A 14,909-nucleotide genomic window follows, 5' to 3' on the forward strand; every position below is an offset into this window, starting at 1 on the left:
AGAGAATTTTATTGCTTTATGCCTTAAAAAAGCAGATTTTTAATATAAATTACAATATTTCAAAGCATTATCTTGCTTTTTATTAAAAATTAGGCTATAGTACACCTACAAAAAGATGATTCGAGTTACATCTTTAGTCTGCTTTACATAGATGACTTCTAGTTCACGGTACATACTAAAAGAAAAATCTCATATTATATTTTTACAAAGCCTTAGAAATTTGGCACAATTAATTAATCAAGGAAAATAATGGCAACATTAGTAAATGGAACAGTAAAATGGTTCAATAGCGAAAAAGGTTTCGGTTTTATCGAACAAGAAAACGGTGGTAAAGATGTATTCGTACACTATAGACAAGTTAATCACAGTGGATACGGTAGAGTATCTTTAGATGAAGGTCAAAAAGTATCTTTTGAGATTGCTCAAGGTGAAAAAGGTCCACAAGCAGAAAACGTTACTGTACTGTAATTTCATCTAAACAAGCAGTCTAAAAGCTGCTTGTTACTTAAATATTTTTCTCTTATTTTAAAGAGTTTCTCCACTCTTCATATAAAGATTTTTTTTGCTTCTCTTTTATAAAAGCCCAAGTTTGACCCTTTTTTATAGCCTCTACTCTTTGAGTATATTTTTTTAAAGCCCTTGAAAATACCGATTTTATATCTATATCTTTCTCTTTATTTACAGCTATTAAAATATTTAAATAATCCCATAAAATATCACCTAATTCATCTTCTAAAAAACAATTCCTGTTTTTTTCATACTCTTCAAGTACTTCGTCGACTTCACTTTTCAGCTCATTTAAATAGATATTTGAACCGCCTTTCCAAGTACCGTTTTCATCGATTTTTGATTTCTGTTTTGCAAGTTCCAATAATTTGTAAAAGTCTTCCATTTTTTAATAATCTTCTTTTTATTATAATTTTTTATTTTATCTACTTTATACAAAATATTGCATTTAGTCATATTTTTTATCTTCTTAAATTTTTTTCATTATAATTTCACTAGAAATTTAAAAGGTAAAAAAATGGCAAAGAAAAAAACTTCACTTTTTGAGTGTCAACATTGTGGAGAACAGAGTACGAAATGGCTTGGAAAATGTCCTAGTTGCGGCTCTTGGGACTCTTTTATTGAATTAAACCAAGAGCAACAAGAGGTTTTAAAACAGAGTGCAAAAGTTGCAAACTCGGCATCAAAAGCAACTCCCATTACAAAAATAGAACAAGATGATGTTACAAGATTTTCCTCTTTTAATGAAGAGTTTGATTTAGTTTTAGGAGGAGGAATTGTTCCCGGAAGTTTAACCCTAATAGGAGGAAGTCCAGGAGTCGGTAAATCTACACTTTTATTAAAAGTAGCAGGAAGTATTGCAAAATCGGGTAAAAAAGTTTTATATGTTTCAGGAGAAGAGAGTTCAGGACAAATAAAATTAAGAGCAAACCGTCTTGAAGCAAATCACGACAGCCTTTATCTTTTAAGTGAAATAAAACTTGAAGAGATTTTAGAAGAGCTTTTAAAAGAAGATTATGAAGTATGTATTATAGACTCTATTCAAACTATATATTCAAGTGCTTTAACCTCGGCTCCGGGAAGTGTTTCACAAGTAAGAGAGATAACTTTTGAATTAATGCGTAAAGCAAAAGAATCAGATATAGCAATGTTTATAATAGGACATATTACAAAAGACGGGAGTATTGCAGGACCTAGAGTTTTAGAGCATATGGTTGATACGGTTTTATATTTTGAAGGAGAAGCCAGCAGAGAGTTAAGAATGCTTAGAGGATTTAAAAACAGATTCGGTTCTACTTCGGAAATAGGTATTTTTGAGATGACAGGAGAAGGATTAATCTCAGCAAAAGATATCTCCTCAAAATTTTTTGATAAAAGTAAAGCACAAAGCGGTTCGGCTTTAAGTGTCGTTATGGAAGGAAGCCGCGCACTTATTATTGAAGTACAGGCTTTAGTAACGGAAAGTACATATCCAAATCCTAAAAGAAGTGCCACAGGATTTGACGCAAACAGATTAAATATGCTTTTAGCACTGCTTGAAAAAAAGATTGATTTACCTTTAAATCATTATGATGTTTTTATAAATATAAGCGGAGGAATAAAAATTAAAGAAAGCTCTGCCGATCTTGCAGTAATTGCGGCAATTATCAGCTCTTTTAGGGATAGACCCGTCTCTAAAGAATCAATATTTATAGGAGAAGTTAGTTTAACAGGCGAAATAAAAGATGTATACTCTATAGACCTAAGATTAAAAGAGGCTCAAGCCCAAGGTATAAAAAAAGCCGTTGTTGCACAAAAACCCAATTTAAAACTCTCTTTAAAAAGTTTTGCAGTAGATGAAGTAGCAAAAATGATAGAACTTTTTTAATAAAACTTGGATATAATCCCCAAAAAATAATGGGGATAAAGTGATTGACGTAGAGAATCAAACCAATAAAGAGATAGACCTAACTTCTTTGGAAGAGATTGCTAAAGATCTCACCTCCAAAGATATAGAACTTATATTCGTAAATAATGAAACTATAAAAGAGTTAAACAAAGAGCATCGAAATATTGACAAAGCAACAGATGTTCTTAGCTTCCCTCTTGAATTTGAAATGCCCAATATGCCTTTAGGTTCTATTGTTATTTCTACTGATTTTGTTGAACAAAAAGCAGAAGAGTATGGACATAGTTTTGATAATGAGTTAAAACTTCTTTTTATACACGGACTTCTTCATCTTTTAGGTTTTGACCATGAAATTGATAACGGTGAACATAGAAAAGAAGAAGAGAGATTGATAAGTAAATACAATTTACCAAAAAGCTTAATAGTAAGGAACTCTTAATATGGATATTTTAATTTTTATTGTAGCAATGACTGCTTTAATTTACGGAGCAGATTTTATCATTGCACAAAGTGAAAAAATCGCCCTTCACTACAAAATTTCTCCTTTTGTAATAGGAGCAACGTTAATTGCAGTAGGTACTTCTCTTCCTGAAATGGCAGTATCTATTTCAGCTTCCGCAAAAGGAAGTGGAGATATTGCAGTTGCAAACGTAATAGGAAGTACTATTTTTAACATAGCTTTGGTTTTAGGAGCAGTATTTTTAATCTCTAAAAAAATTCAACCAAACAGAGACCTTTTTGCAAAAGATTCGGCATGGGCACTTTTTCCTATCTTAGTATTTATTCTAATGTCTATTGACGGAAAACTTAACTTTGTAGACGGTCTTTTATTTGTTTTTTTAATGTGCGGATATCTTATGTTTCTTATCAATTCAAATCAAATGGAAGAGATTGATGAAGATATAAAAAAAGAGAAATTTGCCTGGGGAAGAACTTCCGTATTACTGTTAATAGGTTTTGTTCTTACTATTGCAGGAGCCGATTTTGCAATAGACAGTGCAGGAAATATAGCTAGAGATTTTGGAGTTAGCGAATGGGTTATCGGACTCTTTTTGGTTGCTTTTGGTACCTCTTTACCTGAACTAACCATCTCTATAAAATCTGCTTTAAAAAATAATGCCGATTTGGCAATCGGAAATATAATCGGTTCAAACGTTGCAAATTTTACAATGGTTTTAGGTGTCAGCTCTATGGTTAATCCTTTAAATGTAAATTTATCGGCAAACTTTTTTGATATTGCAGCTGCATTTATTCTTTCTCTTATGTTAGTATTTATAACAGCAAATAAACTATATAATAAAAGTGCCGGGATTGTATTAATGGTAGTATTAGGATTGGTAATTCAAAATAGCCTTTAAGCTATTTTGAACTTTTTTGGCAGTCTGAACAAGTTCCTGAAAAGACTACTTTTGTATCTTTTACTTTAAAATCTGAAATTGTTGCTACAGAATCATTTAAAACAGATGTATCAATATAAATATCTTCTATTTTTCCACATGATGAACAAATTAGATGAGAATGTTCCTCTTTTGCTAATTCATAAACAGATTTAGCTTCGGGAATTTTAACCTCATTTAAAAAAATCTTCTCAACCATTGCATTAACATTTTTATATATTGTAGCAAGTGAAATAGAAGGAAATTTTTTCAACAAACTTTGATATAACTCATCAATGTTCATATGTCCATTTCTGTATAATTCTTCAACAATTGCAACTCTTTGTGGAGTTACTTTTAAATCATACTCTTTTAGTAAAACTGAACTATTGAACATATTTTTTCCTTTCCCGCATAATTTTACATAAAATTTAATAAATTTTACTTATATACGGAGCGTTTCATAATGAAATAGTATTATAAAAAACTTTTTTCTCTTTTATTAATTAATATTAGTAAAAGATAATAATTTTCTTTTAAGATTAAAAAAGCTGTAAGTTTTATTAACTTATAATCGTAATAGATAAAATTTATTATAAAATAAGTCTTATTAAAATTTTAAGAAGGAGCTAAAAATGAGACAATATGAATCATACAGATGTAACAAATGCGGGAATGTAATAGAAGTACAAAATGTAGGAGGAGGAGAACTTCACTGCTGTGGTCAAGCTATGGAAATGATTACCGAAAACTTAACTGCCGTAAACCTTATGAAGGCATTTGCAGGGGAATCTATGGCAAGAAACAAATATGAATATTTTGCAAAAGTTGCACAAAAAGAAGGGTATAGAGATATTGCCGAACATTTTCAAAGAGCTGCAAATAATGAAAAGAAACATGCAAATTTAGAATTAAGAGCCTGTAACGAAATGCTTAAAGGAAAAGAGTTAGGTGATACCGTAGAAAATCTAAAAGAAGCTATAGCAGGTGAAAGTTATGAAAACGTAACTATGTATCCTGATTTTGCAAAAATTGCAAAAGAAGAGGGTCTTTCTAAAATTTCAACTATGCTTAAACTCATAGGTAACATCGAAGTAGAACATGAAAATATGTATAAAATGCTTCTTGAAAGACTTGAATCAGGTAAAGAGTACGAAAGTGAAGATAGTGAAGAAGAGTGGATTTGTGAAGTCTGTGGACATGTACACAGAGGGAAAAAACCGCCTAAAAATTGTCCTGTATGTAAACATCCTCAAGAGTACTTTTCAAGACTTAATACAAAAAAATAGCCATCAAAAGAGTAGATTTTATCTACTCTTAGATAAAATAGCAAATTAACTCTATAATCCGGAGAAAATTTGATAAAAATTATTCTATTTCTTCTTTTAAATCTTTGTTTATATGCCAAAACTTTCAATATTTCAACATATAATGTTGAAAACCTTTTTGATTTAAAAAACAACAGAAGTGATTATAAAGAGTATATTCCAAACGACTACTCTAAATGGGACAAAAAAAAATTTACTCTTAAATTGGCAAATCTAATAAAAGTTTTAAAAGATTTAGATAGCGATATTATAGCTTTACAAGAAGTTGAAAACAGAGAATTAATGCAGCTTCTTTTAAAAAAACTTCCGAAATATAAATACTACAGCTTCTCAAAATATGAAAATGCTAGTGTAGGAATTGGCTTTTTAAGTAAAATCAAGATTATAAAAAATCAAGATTTGAATATAAAATTTCCAAATAAAATATACAGACCTATTTTAGAAACAACTTTTAAAATAGATAATTACAAATTTAAAATTTTCAATAACCATTGGCCCTCAAAAAGAGTTGCCGAAAGTTATAGAATAAAATATGCAAAAAAACTCTTTGATAGAGTAAATGAACTTCCCAAAGATTATGACTATATTCTTTTAGGAGATTTTAATTCAAATTATAATGAATTTGAGACCATATATTATGAAAAAAGATTGAATAATACTCAGGGAGTAACGGGAATAAATCAAGTTCTTAATACAACTGTTGATAAAAAATATATCACTGTTGATGATATTTTAAGAAGAGACAAAAGAGTTCATTATAATCTTTGGCTTCAAGTAGATTATCCAAAAAGATTTTCAACCATATTTAGAGGAAACAAATATACTCCCGATAATATTATTTTATCCCCTGCTCTTTTTGATAATAAAAAACTCTCGTACAAACTAAACAGTTTCAAAGTTTTTGCTCCCCAATATTTGTATAAAAACGGGAAAATAAACAGATGGCAAATAAAAGACGGTATTCACACGGGAAAAGGGTTTTCAGATCACCTTCCACTTACGGCAACCTTTAGCTCAAAAAAAGAGGATAAAAATCCTTTAAAAAAAATTCCCGAAAAAACTTTTAATAAAATCTCTGATTTTTATAACACGAACAAATTACTAAAAGATGCGGATTTAAAAAATGTTGTAGTTATTTATAAAGATTCCAAAAGTGCAGTAATAAAACAAAAAAATGACAGAGCTATATATCTTTACAACAATGTTGCAAAATTAAAAGAGGGGTACTCTTATGATTTAAGAGTCTCTCAAATAAAAGAGTTTTTTGGATTAAAAGAGATAAAAAAGTTTAAAATACTTGAAAAAAATAAAAAAATTCCTGATTATAAAAAACTCTATTTAGAGGGCAAAGATATTGATATTTTAGATTTAAAATATCAAAATGAAATCGTAACGAACATACAAGGAGTTTATAAAAACAAAAAACTCCTTTTTAACAATAAAGAGATAAAACTCTACTTTAGAAAAAAGAGTATTAACCCAAAAGAGGGAAGTTTTATAAAAATAAAAAGAGCACAAATCGGTTTTTTTAAAAACAGTGCTCAATTAGTAATTCATAAAAAAAGTGATATAGATGTTAATTAAATCAATTTTTACAAACAGCAGCGGTATTTTATTATCAAGAATTTTAGGATTTTTAAGAGATCTTCTAACAGCTTCGATTTTAGGAGCAAATATCTACTCCGATATCTTTTTTGTAGCTTTTAAGTTGCCCAATCTTTTTAGAAGAGTATTTGCAGAAGGAGCTTTTACCCAAGCTTTTATGCCCTCTTATGCAAAATCAAAATATAAAATCAGATTCTCTTCTCTTATATTTTTACAGTTAATCTCTTTTTTGATAATCTTATCTTTGTTTGTAACTCTTTTTTCTTCTTTGATAACAAAAGCAATTGCCTTTGGTTTTGATAAAGAGACTATAGATTTAGCTTCTCCTCTTGTAGCTATAAATTTTTATTATCTCCCTTTGATTTTTATAGTTACTTTTATGGCAGCATTACTTCAATATAAAAACCATTTTGCAACAACGGCTTATTCAACGGCACTTCTAAATCTAAGTTTAATTGCAGCTTTACTAATCTCCAAAAATTTAGATAAATATGAAATTACCTTTTATCTTTCATATGCCGTATTAATAGGCGGTGTTTTACAAATAATTGCCCACTTAATTGCTATAAAAAAACATAATTTATGTAAAATTTTTACTCTAAAAAAACATAAGAAAAAAGAAGAAAACAGATTTTACAAAAACTTTTTCGCAGCCACGGTAGGAAGTTCAACGGCACATATTTCAGCTTTTTTAGATACTTGGCTTGCCTCTTTTTTAGTTACAGGCTCAATCTCTTATTTATATTATGCAAACAGGGTTTTTCAGCTTCCTTTGGCACTTTTTGCAATAGCTACTTCAGTTGCTTTGTTTCCTATGATTTCAAGAGCAATAAAAAATAAAAATGAAAAAAGAGCTTTATATCTGATGAAAAAATCATCTTTGATTCTTTTTTCTCTTTTGTCTCTTGCTACACTTATAGGAATTGTTTTTAGTAAAGAGATTATCTGGCTTTTATTTGAAAGAGGAGCTTTTGATTCAAAAGATACGGCAAATACCTCATTGGTTTTAACCATGTATTTAATCGGATTGATTCCTTACGGTCTAGCTAAAATTTTTTCTCTTTGGTTATATGCAAATGAAATGCAGTTTCTAGCAGCAAAAATATCAATGAAAGCTTTAGGAGCAAATATAGTTTTTTCTCTATTGCTAATCTCACCTTTTGGAGCTTCAGGATTAGCTTTTGCAAGCACTTTAAGCGGATTTATTCTTTTCTTTTTAACCCTAAAGTCTTTTGGTTTCAAAAGAGTAAAATCTCTGTATTTTATGTAAATTTAGATAAAATGCCATCTTCAATAAAAAAATAGGATAGAAATGAGAGACTTTTTTAAATATTACATGCCCTTTTATAAGAATTACAAATTAAAAATTTTTTATGCATTTATAGGTATTGTATTAGTAGCAGGAGGAAGCGGAGGATTAGCTTATATAGTTAAACCTTTGTTAGATGAAGTCTTTATTGCAAAAGACCAGCAAATGCTTTATATCGTTCCTGTACTTCTAATTTTAGTTCAATCGGCACAAGGTTTCGGGAAATATATCCAAGTCTATTATGTATCATATATAGGACAAGATATTATCAGAATTACAAGAGACAGACTTCTTGCTCATATTCTTACTTTGGATATAGCCTTTTTTCAAAAAAAACACGGAGGAGAATTAATATCAAGAATTACAAATGATATTAATAAAATCCAATCGGCAGTATCAAGTCAAATTGCAGGTTTTATAAGAGAAATATTAACAATAGTTGCCCTAATCGGTGTTGTAATCTACCAAAGTGCAGAGCTTGCTTTTTATGGACTTATTGTTATGCCTCTTGCTATTTACCCCCTCTCTGTTTTAGCAAAAAAAATGAAAAAATTATCATTTAAATCTCAAGAGAGTGCCTCTGATATTACTTCTCATTTAAGTGAAACTTTTAATAATGTTGAAATTATAAAAGCAAACTGTACGGAAAAAATCGAACTTGAAAAATTTGAAAAACATAACAGCCGTTTTTTTAATATAAATATAAAAGCCGTTAAAACTTCTGAATTAACCTCTCCTATAATGGAGCTTTTAGGTGCTATTGCAGCTGCACTTGTTATTATTTACGGAGGTTCGAAAGTTATAAATGCGGAACTCACAACAGGTGCATTTATGTCTTTTATAGCAGCTTTATTTATGCTTTATACTCCACTAAAAAGAATTTCAGGGATATATAATCAACTTCAAAGTGCAATTGCAGCTCATGAAAGAGTGCTTTCAGTATATGCCATAAACCCTACTATACTTACAGGAGATAAAAATTTTCCTAAAAATATAGAAAAAATCGAGTTTAAAGACGTGATGCTTAAATACAATGATTTAGTTGCTTTAAAACATATCAACCTTACGGCAATAAAAGGTGAAAAAGTTGCTTTAGTAGGAGACAGCGGCGGTGGAAAATCTTCACTTATAAATCTTTTAATCAGATTTTACGATACAAATGAAGGTAAAATACTCTTTAATGATATAGATTTAAAAAATATAGATATTAAATCTTTAAGAAACAATATCTCAGTAGTAACCCAAAGAGTCTATATTTTCAACGATTCTGTTGCTTCAAATGTTGCATATGGGTATGAAATAGATGAACAAAGAGTAATAAAAGCTTTAAAACAATCCCATGCTTATGATTTTGTTTCAAAGATGCCTGAAGGTATTTACAGCAAATTAGATGAATTTGGAACAAATTTAAGCGGAGGTCAAAGACAAAGAATTGCCATTGCAAGAGCTTTATATAAAAATCCTCATGTTTTAATACTTGATGAAGCAACATCAGCACTTGATAATGAAAGCGAATCGATTATTTCAGATGTAATTGATGAAGTAAGTAAAGATAGAATAACTTTCGTAATAGCCCATAGATTGAGCACTATTAAAAATGCAGATAAAATCGCCGTATTCAAAAAAGGCGAAATAGTTTGCATTGATAAAGAAGAAAATCTACTAAAAAATTGTTTAGAATATCAAAGATTATACAACCTTGCAAACATATAATCTTTTTGACATTAACTTTTTTTCAATAGTTTTTAGATAAAATATTAAAATTTTTTGATAAAGGATCTCTTTGTTTAGTTACAAAACATTAAAAAAAGGACTTTTTTTATTTCACCCCGAAACTGCACATAATCTTGCGGAAACTGCACTTAGATTATTGCCTAAATGTAGATTACTAAATAATTATCTGGTAAATAGAAACTTTATTATGGATCCTAAATTAAATCAAGAAATATACGGAATAAAATTTCCTAATCCCGTGGGTTTGGCTGCCGGGTTTGATAAAAATGCTACAATGATAAAATCAATGATGGCATTAGGGTTTGGTTTTACGGAAATAGGAACAATGACTCCAAGACCTCAAGATGGAAATCCAAAACCAAGAATGTTTAGATATCCGAAATTAAATTCTGTTCAAAATGCAATGGGATTTAACAATAAAGGCTCTTCTCAAGTATTAATGAATTTAAAAAAAGTTTACCCTTTTTCTATTCCAATCGGAGCAAATATAGGGAAAAATAAAACAACTTCAGAAGAGTTTGCACTACAAGATTATAAAATATTAATTAGAAAATTTGAATCTTTTAGTGATTATTTAGTAATAAATATCTCTAGTCCAAATACGCCGAATCTAAGAGATTTGCAAAATGAAAAATTTATCACCGAACTTTTTTCTATGGCAAAAGAGTTAACGAGTAAACCTATTTTCCTAAAAATTGCTCCTGATATGGAAACTAATGCTGCAGTTGAACTTTGTAAAACGGCAGTAGAAGCAGGAGCTTCGGGAATTATTGCTACAAATACAACCATTGATTACTCTTTGGTTCCAAATGCACAAGATTTCGGTGGACTAAGCGGTGCTTGCTTAAAAGAAAAATCTTATGAAATGTTTAAAGCAATAGCAAAAGAGCTTTACGGTAAAACAGTTTTAATCTCCGTAGGCGGGATTTCAGATGCAGATGAAGCATATAAAAGACTTAAAGCAGGTGCTTCATTGATTCAAGCTTATACGGGAATGATTTTTGAAGGACCTTCAATGGTGAAAAACATCAATGAAGGAGTGTTAGAACTTATGAAAAAAGAGGGTTTTAACAATATATCTGAAGTTATAGGTTCAGATTTAAAATAAAGAATAAATAATGAATTATGCAAAAAATATAAATAAAATGAAAATTTTCATTTTCTATTTTTCATTTTTCATTTTATCAGCGGGAGTTTTAATGGGTCAAAGTTTACCAAAATATTATACTGAAACTTTAGAGAACGGATTAAAAGTTGTTGCAATTCCTATGGATAACGGTTCAAATGTAGTTTCTACAAATATTTTTTACAATGTGGGAAGTAGAAATGAAACTATGGGAAAATCAGGAATTGCTCATATGTTAGAACACCTAAACTTTAAATCTACAAAAAATTTAAAAGCCGGTGAATTTGATGAAATAGTAAAAAGTTTCGGTGGAGTAAATAATGCTTCGACCTCTTTTGACTATACGAAGTATTATATTAAATCTAGCTCTAAAAATATGGATGAATCTTTAAAACTTTTTGCGGATTTAATGGAAAATCTTACTTTAAAAGATGAAGAGTTTCAACCCGAACGTGATGTTGTAGCAGAAGAGAGAAGATGGAGAACAGATAACAATCCAATGGGATATTTACAATATAGACTTTTTAACAACAGCTATATTTATCATCCCTACCACTGGACTCCAATCGGTTTTACATCTGATATAAAAACTTGGACTATAAATGATATTAGAGATTTTCACTCTACTTTTTATCAACCTAAAAATGCAGTTGTCGTTGTAGCAGGAGATATTACAAAAGAGAAAGTTTTTGATTCAACAAAAAAATATTTTAAAGAGATAAAAAACGAAAAAGCAATTCCTACCGTTCATACTGTTGAACCAAAACAAGACGGAGAAAAAAATCTTGTAGTCTATAAAGACACGCAAGTTCAAATGCTGGCAATCTCATATCATATTCCAAATTATGAAGATAAAGACCAAGTAGCATTATCGGCTTTAAGTGAACTATTAAGCTCGGGAAAAAGTTCATATCTTCAAAAAGAGTTAGTAGATAAAAAAAGATTGGTAAACTCTATTTACGCATATAATATGGAATTAACGGATCCCGGAGTTTTTATCTTTATGGCTGTTTGCAATGAGAATGTAAAAGCAAAAGATGTTAAAAAAGAGATTGATTTAATAATAAAAAATATTAAAGCGGGAAAAGTAAGTAAAAAAGATATTGAAAAAATAAAAATAAATACAAAAGCCGATTTTATTTTCTCTCTTGAAAATTCAAGTTCGGTTGCCTCTTTATACGGAAGCTATTTTGTAAGAGGAAATATCAAACCCCTTTTTGAATATGAACAAAAAGTGGAAAAACTTACAAAAGATGATATTATTAATGTTGCAAAAAAATATTTAAATAAAGAGAATTCGACAACAGTAATTTTAAAGAAGAGGAAAAGTGAATAATGGAATACAAAATTACAAAAACAAAATTTGGAGAAAGGCCCGATTATGAACTTCCCAAGCCCATATTTCTTGAAGAGATGGGTGAAGAGGGTTTGGTAAAGCTTTTTGACAAATTTTATGATTTGCTAGCAGATAGCGATATCGGTAATTTTTTTCCGCAAGATGAAGAAGAATTGAAAAAAGTAAAAGCACATAACGTTAAATTTTTTATTGAAGCTTGCGGAGGAGAAAACTATTATTCTCAAACAGTAGGACACTTTGATATGATCAAAGCCCACGAACCTTTTTCAATCACTGAAAAAGCAAGAACAGAATGGCTTGGCTGTATGGAAGAAGTTTTAAAAGAGTTTGATATTTCAGATGAAGCAAAGCAAAGCTTCTGGGAATATTTGGAAACTTTTTCAAAACATACTGTAAATGTAGATACTGGTTTAAAATTGCCCGAAGATATAGTAAAAATTTAAATAGAAAAAAGGAAAAGATAATATGGAGATTATTACAGGTGCGATGACCGCACTTATTACCCCATTTAAAAATGGAAAATTAGATACATTAAAATATGAAGAATTGATAAAAAGACAAATTGCACAAGGAATTGATGCTGTTGTTCCTGTAGGAACTACAGGAGAGAGTGCCACTTTATCTGTTGAAGAAGATAAAGAGTGTATAGAAATTGCAGTAGCAACATGTAAAGGTACAGGCGTAAAAGTAATTGCCGGTGCAGGTTCAAATGCGACCCATGAAGCTTGTAATATAGCAAAACATGCTCAATCTGTAGGAGCAGACGGACTTTTATCAGTAGCTCCATACTATAATAAACCTTCTCAAGAAGGAATTTATCAACACTATAAACAAATTGCACAATCTGTAGAAATTCCTTTTATCTTATACAATGTACCTGGAAGAACAGGTTCGGATATTTGTGCCGATACTGCAATTAGACTATATGATGATGTAAAAAATATTTATGCAATAAAAGAGGCAACAGGATCAATGGAAAGATCTGTTGAATTATCTTCAAGAAGACCTGAACTATGTGTATTTTCAGGTGATGATGCAATTGATTTTCCTATGCTTGCAAATGGAGCAAAAGGAATTATCTCGGTTACTGCAAATCTTCTTCCAAATATGAAATCAAAACTTGTTCACTCTGTTTTTGAAGGAGATTACGAAACGGCAAGAGAGATAAACAATAACTTATTTCAATTAAATAATACGCTTTTTATAGAACCAAATCCTATTCCTATAAAAGCAGCTATGTATTTAGCAGGGCTATTAGATACTTTAGAGTATAGACTGCCTTTAACTGCTCCAAGTGCAGAAACAATGAAAAAACTTGAAAATGTATTAAAAAATTATGAGGTGATTAAATAATGAATGATTTTATGAAAGGGAAAACATTAGTTATTAGTGGAGGAACTAAAGGTATTGGTAAAGAGTGTGTTTATAAATTTGCAAGTAATGGTGTTAATGTGGCTTTTACTTATAATTCAAATGCTCAAATTGCTGAAGATATATGTAAAGATGTAGAAGAGAAATTCGGTGTAAAATGTAAAGCTTATGCTTTTAATATTTTAGAACCTGAAAAATATAAAGAACTCTTTTTAGAAATTGACAAAGATTTCGACAGAATTGACTTTTTTATCTCTAATGCAATGATTTACGGTAGAGCCGTTGTAGGCGGATACGGTAAATTTATGAAGCTAAAACCAAGAGGATTAAACAATATCTATACTGCTACTGTTAATGCTTTTGTTTGCGGAGCACAACAAGCGGCAAAAAGAATGGAAAAAATCGGTGGAGGATCAATCCTTTCTCTAAGTTCTACAGGAAATCTAGTATATATTGAAAACTATGCGGGACATGGGACAAATAAAGCCGCAGTAGAAGCAATGGTTAGATATGCTGCAACAGAACTTGGTTCAATGGGGATTAGGGTTAATGCCGTTTCAGGCGGTCCGATTGATACAGATGCTTTAAAAGCATTTACAAACTATGAAGAGGTAAAAGCAAAAACTGCTGAATACTCTCCTCTTAATAGAATAGGACAACCTCAAGATTTAGCTCAATCTTGTTTCTTCTTATGTACACAAGATGCTTCTTGGATTACAGGTCACACATTAATTGTTGATGGTGGGACAACATTCAAATAATGAAAAAACCTCTAAATCTCCCAAACTCTTTGGCACTTTTCAGAGTGGCATTAACTCCGTTAATGTTACTCTTTCTAATAGAAAGAGATGCAGCATTTTTTCAAAGTTGGCATGTAAGCTGGCTTGATTATTTTGCCGGCTTAATATTCGTAATAGCTTCAGTTACGGATTTCTTCGACGGATATATTGCAAGAAGCTGGAATCAAATGACCAAGCTAGGAGCAATTTTAGATCCACTTGCCGATAAAATGCTTATGCTAGCAGGCTTTTTAGGTCTTATGGTAATTGACAGAGCCTCAGGATGGGCAATATTTTTAATCCTTTCACGAGAATTTTTTATCACAGGATTAAGAGTAGTTGCCGTTGCAGAAGGCAAAAGTGTTGCTTCTACAATGGCAGGTAAAGTAAAAACTGTTTTTCAAATGATAGCAATAGGTTTTCTAATAATGAATTGGCCTTTTGCAACAACTCTTTTATGGGTAGCTGTTATTTTAACTCTGTATTCAGGGTATGAATATCTAAGAGACTACTTTAAAATATAAGGAAT

The 14,909-nt window shown here is 30.3% G+C and carries 16 protein-coding genes; 14 read left to right on the forward strand and 2 right to left on the reverse strand.

Annotation, left to right across the window (positions count from 1 at the left end):
• The first annotated feature begins 249 nt into the window (after positions 1 to 249).
• Entirely contained in the window at positions 250 to 468 is a 219-nt protein-coding gene (locus tag AANAER_RS09515) for a cold-shock protein (protein WP_129081025.1), read from the forward strand.
• Between the two features lie 52 nt (positions 469 to 520).
• On the opposite strand, the gene AANAER_RS09520 is transcribed toward AANAER_RS09515, so the two are convergent.
• Entirely contained in the window at positions 521 to 892 is a 372-nt protein-coding gene (locus tag AANAER_RS09520; protein WP_129081026.1) for a MazG nucleotide pyrophosphohydrolase domain-containing protein, read from the reverse strand.
• Between the two features lie 132 nt (positions 893 to 1,024).
• On the opposite strand from AANAER_RS09520, the gene radA reads away from it, so the two are divergent.
• The 3 genes from radA to AANAER_RS09535 are packed head-to-tail and all read left to right on the forward strand — an operon-like array spanning position 1,025 to position 3,753.
• Positions 1,025 to 2,374, forward strand: a complete 1,350-nt coding sequence (radA, locus tag AANAER_RS09525) for a DNA repair protein RadA (protein WP_129081027.1) — start codon at positions 1,025 to 1,027, stop codon at positions 2,372 to 2,374.
• 40 nt (positions 2,375 to 2,414) lie between these two features.
• Positions 2,415 to 2,834 (forward strand): rRNA maturation RNase YbeY, encoded by a 420-nt coding sequence (gene ybeY, locus AANAER_RS09530; RefSeq protein ID WP_129081028.1) that lies wholly within the window; start codon positions 2,415 to 2,417, stop codon positions 2,832 to 2,834.
• A gap of 1 nt (position 2,835) precedes the next feature.
• Complete coding sequence (locus AANAER_RS09535; protein ID WP_129081029.1) at positions 2,836 to 3,753, forward strand: calcium/sodium antiporter; 918 nt, start codon at positions 2,836 to 2,838, stop codon at positions 3,751 to 3,753.
• Between the two features lies 1 nt (position 3,754).
• Here the strand turns inward: AANAER_RS09535 and AANAER_RS09540 are convergent, their stop codons facing one another.
• Entirely contained in the window at positions 3,755 to 4,168 is a 414-nt protein-coding gene (locus AANAER_RS09540) for a Fur family transcriptional regulator (protein ID WP_044418240.1), read from the reverse strand.
• 238 nt (positions 4,169 to 4,406) lie between these two features.
• Between AANAER_RS09540 and AANAER_RS09545 the strand changes: the two genes are divergently transcribed.
• The 10 genes from AANAER_RS09545 to pgsA all read left to right on the forward strand — a co-directional run bounded on the left by AANAER_RS09545 (position 4,407) and on the right by pgsA (position 14,904).
• Complete coding sequence (locus AANAER_RS09545; protein WP_044418237.1) at positions 4,407 to 5,060, forward strand: ferritin family protein; 654 nt, start codon at positions 4,407 to 4,409, stop codon at positions 5,058 to 5,060.
• A 69-nt stretch (positions 5,061 to 5,129) separates the two neighbouring features.
• A complete protein-coding gene (locus AANAER_RS09550) occupies positions 5,130 to 6,683 on the forward strand; it encodes an endonuclease/exonuclease/phosphatase family protein (protein WP_129081030.1) in 1,554 nt (517 codons plus the stop codon).
• Entirely contained in the window at positions 6,673 to 7,974 is a 1,302-nt protein-coding gene (gene murJ / locus AANAER_RS09555; RefSeq protein WP_129081031.1) for a murein biosynthesis integral membrane protein MurJ, read from the forward strand. The genes AANAER_RS09550 and murJ overlap by 11 nt, the downstream gene beginning before the upstream one ends.
• Positions 7,975 to 8,016: 42 nt before the next feature.
• The gene (locus AANAER_RS09560) at positions 8,017 to 9,726 is read left to right on the forward strand and encodes an ABC transporter ATP-binding protein (protein ID WP_129081032.1); all 1,710 of its coding nucleotides are present in this window, start codon (positions 8,017 to 8,019) and stop codon (positions 9,724 to 9,726) included.
• A 70-nt stretch (positions 9,727 to 9,796) separates the two neighbouring features.
• Complete coding sequence (locus AANAER_RS09565; RefSeq protein ID WP_129081033.1) at positions 9,797 to 10,855, forward strand: quinone-dependent dihydroorotate dehydrogenase; 1,059 nt, start codon at positions 9,797 to 9,799, stop codon at positions 10,853 to 10,855.
• Between the two features lie 91 nt (positions 10,856 to 10,946).
• On the forward strand, positions 10,947 to 12,209 hold the full coding sequence (locus AANAER_RS09570) for a M16 family metallopeptidase (RefSeq protein WP_228711114.1): 1,263 nt from the start codon (positions 10,947 to 10,949) through the stop codon (positions 12,207 to 12,209).
• Complete coding sequence (locus tag AANAER_RS09575; protein ID WP_129081035.1) at positions 12,209 to 12,673, forward strand: globin domain-containing protein; 465 nt, start codon at positions 12,209 to 12,211, stop codon at positions 12,671 to 12,673. Before AANAER_RS09570 ends, AANAER_RS09575 begins: the two co-directional genes overlap by 1 nt.
• Positions 12,674 to 12,695: 22 nt before the next feature.
• Positions 12,696 to 13,583, forward strand: coding sequence for a 4-hydroxy-tetrahydrodipicolinate synthase (dapA, locus tag AANAER_RS09580; RefSeq protein ID WP_044418229.1), 888 nt, complete (start codon positions 12,696 to 12,698; stop codon positions 13,581 to 13,583).
• Positions 13,583 to 14,362, forward strand: a complete 780-nt coding sequence (locus AANAER_RS09585; protein WP_044418227.1) for an enoyl-ACP reductase — start codon at positions 13,583 to 13,585, stop codon at positions 14,360 to 14,362. Before dapA ends, AANAER_RS09585 begins: the two co-directional genes overlap by 1 nt.
• Positions 14,362 to 14,904 (forward strand): CDP-diacylglycerol--glycerol-3-phosphate 3-phosphatidyltransferase, encoded by a 543-nt coding sequence (pgsA, locus tag AANAER_RS09590; protein ID WP_044418223.1) that lies wholly within the window; start codon positions 14,362 to 14,364, stop codon positions 14,902 to 14,904. The genes AANAER_RS09585 and pgsA overlap by 1 nt, the downstream gene beginning before the upstream one ends.
• The last annotated feature ends 5 nt before the right edge of the window (positions 14,905 to 14,909 follow it).

The organism is Halarcobacter anaerophilus, assembly GCF_006459125.1.
Classification (GTDB): Bacteria; Campylobacterota; Campylobacteria; order Campylobacterales; family Arcobacteraceae; genus Halarcobacter; species Halarcobacter anaerophilus.

What these genes read in the sequence shown, in the direction of transcription:
- AANAER_RS09515 (WP_129081025.1), top strand. Translation starts at nt 250, where the DNA reads ATGGCAACATTAGTAAATGGAACAGTAAAATGGTTCAATAGCGAAAAA.
- AANAER_RS09520 (WP_129081026.1), bottom strand. Translation starts at nt 892, where the DNA reads ATGGAAGACTTTTACAAATTATTGGAACTTGCAAAACAGAAATCAAAA.
- radA (WP_129081027.1), top strand. Translation starts at nt 1,025, where the DNA reads ATGGCAAAGAAAAAAACTTCACTTTTTGAGTGTCAACATTGTGGAGAA.
- AANAER_RS09535 (WP_129081029.1), top strand. Translation starts at nt 2,836, where the DNA reads ATGGATATTTTAATTTTTATTGTAGCAATGACTGCTTTAATTTACGGA.
- AANAER_RS09540 (WP_044418240.1), bottom strand. Translation starts at nt 4,168, where the DNA reads ATGTTCAATAGTTCAGTTTTACTAAAAGAGTATGATTTAAAAGTAACT.
- AANAER_RS09545 (WP_044418237.1), top strand. Translation starts at nt 4,407, where the DNA reads ATGAGACAATATGAATCATACAGATGTAACAAATGCGGGAATGTAATA.
- murJ (WP_129081031.1), top strand. Translation starts at nt 6,673, where the DNA reads ATGTTAATTAAATCAATTTTTACAAACAGCAGCGGTATTTTATTATCA.
- AANAER_RS09560 (WP_129081032.1), top strand. Translation starts at nt 8,017, where the DNA reads ATGAGAGACTTTTTTAAATATTACATGCCCTTTTATAAGAATTACAAA.
- AANAER_RS09570 (WP_228711114.1), top strand. Translation starts at nt 10,947, where the DNA reads ATGGGTCAAAGTTTACCAAAATATTATACTGAAACTTTAGAGAACGGA.
- AANAER_RS09575 (WP_129081035.1), top strand. Translation starts at nt 12,209, where the DNA reads ATGGAATACAAAATTACAAAAACAAAATTTGGAGAAAGGCCCGATTAT.
- dapA (WP_044418229.1), top strand. Translation starts at nt 12,696, where the DNA reads ATGGAGATTATTACAGGTGCGATGACCGCACTTATTACCCCATTTAAA.
- AANAER_RS09585 (WP_044418227.1), top strand. Translation starts at nt 13,583, where the DNA reads ATGAATGATTTTATGAAAGGGAAAACATTAGTTATTAGTGGAGGAACT.
- pgsA (WP_044418223.1), top strand. Translation starts at nt 14,362, where the DNA reads ATGAAAAAACCTCTAAATCTCCCAAACTCTTTGGCACTTTTCAGAGTG.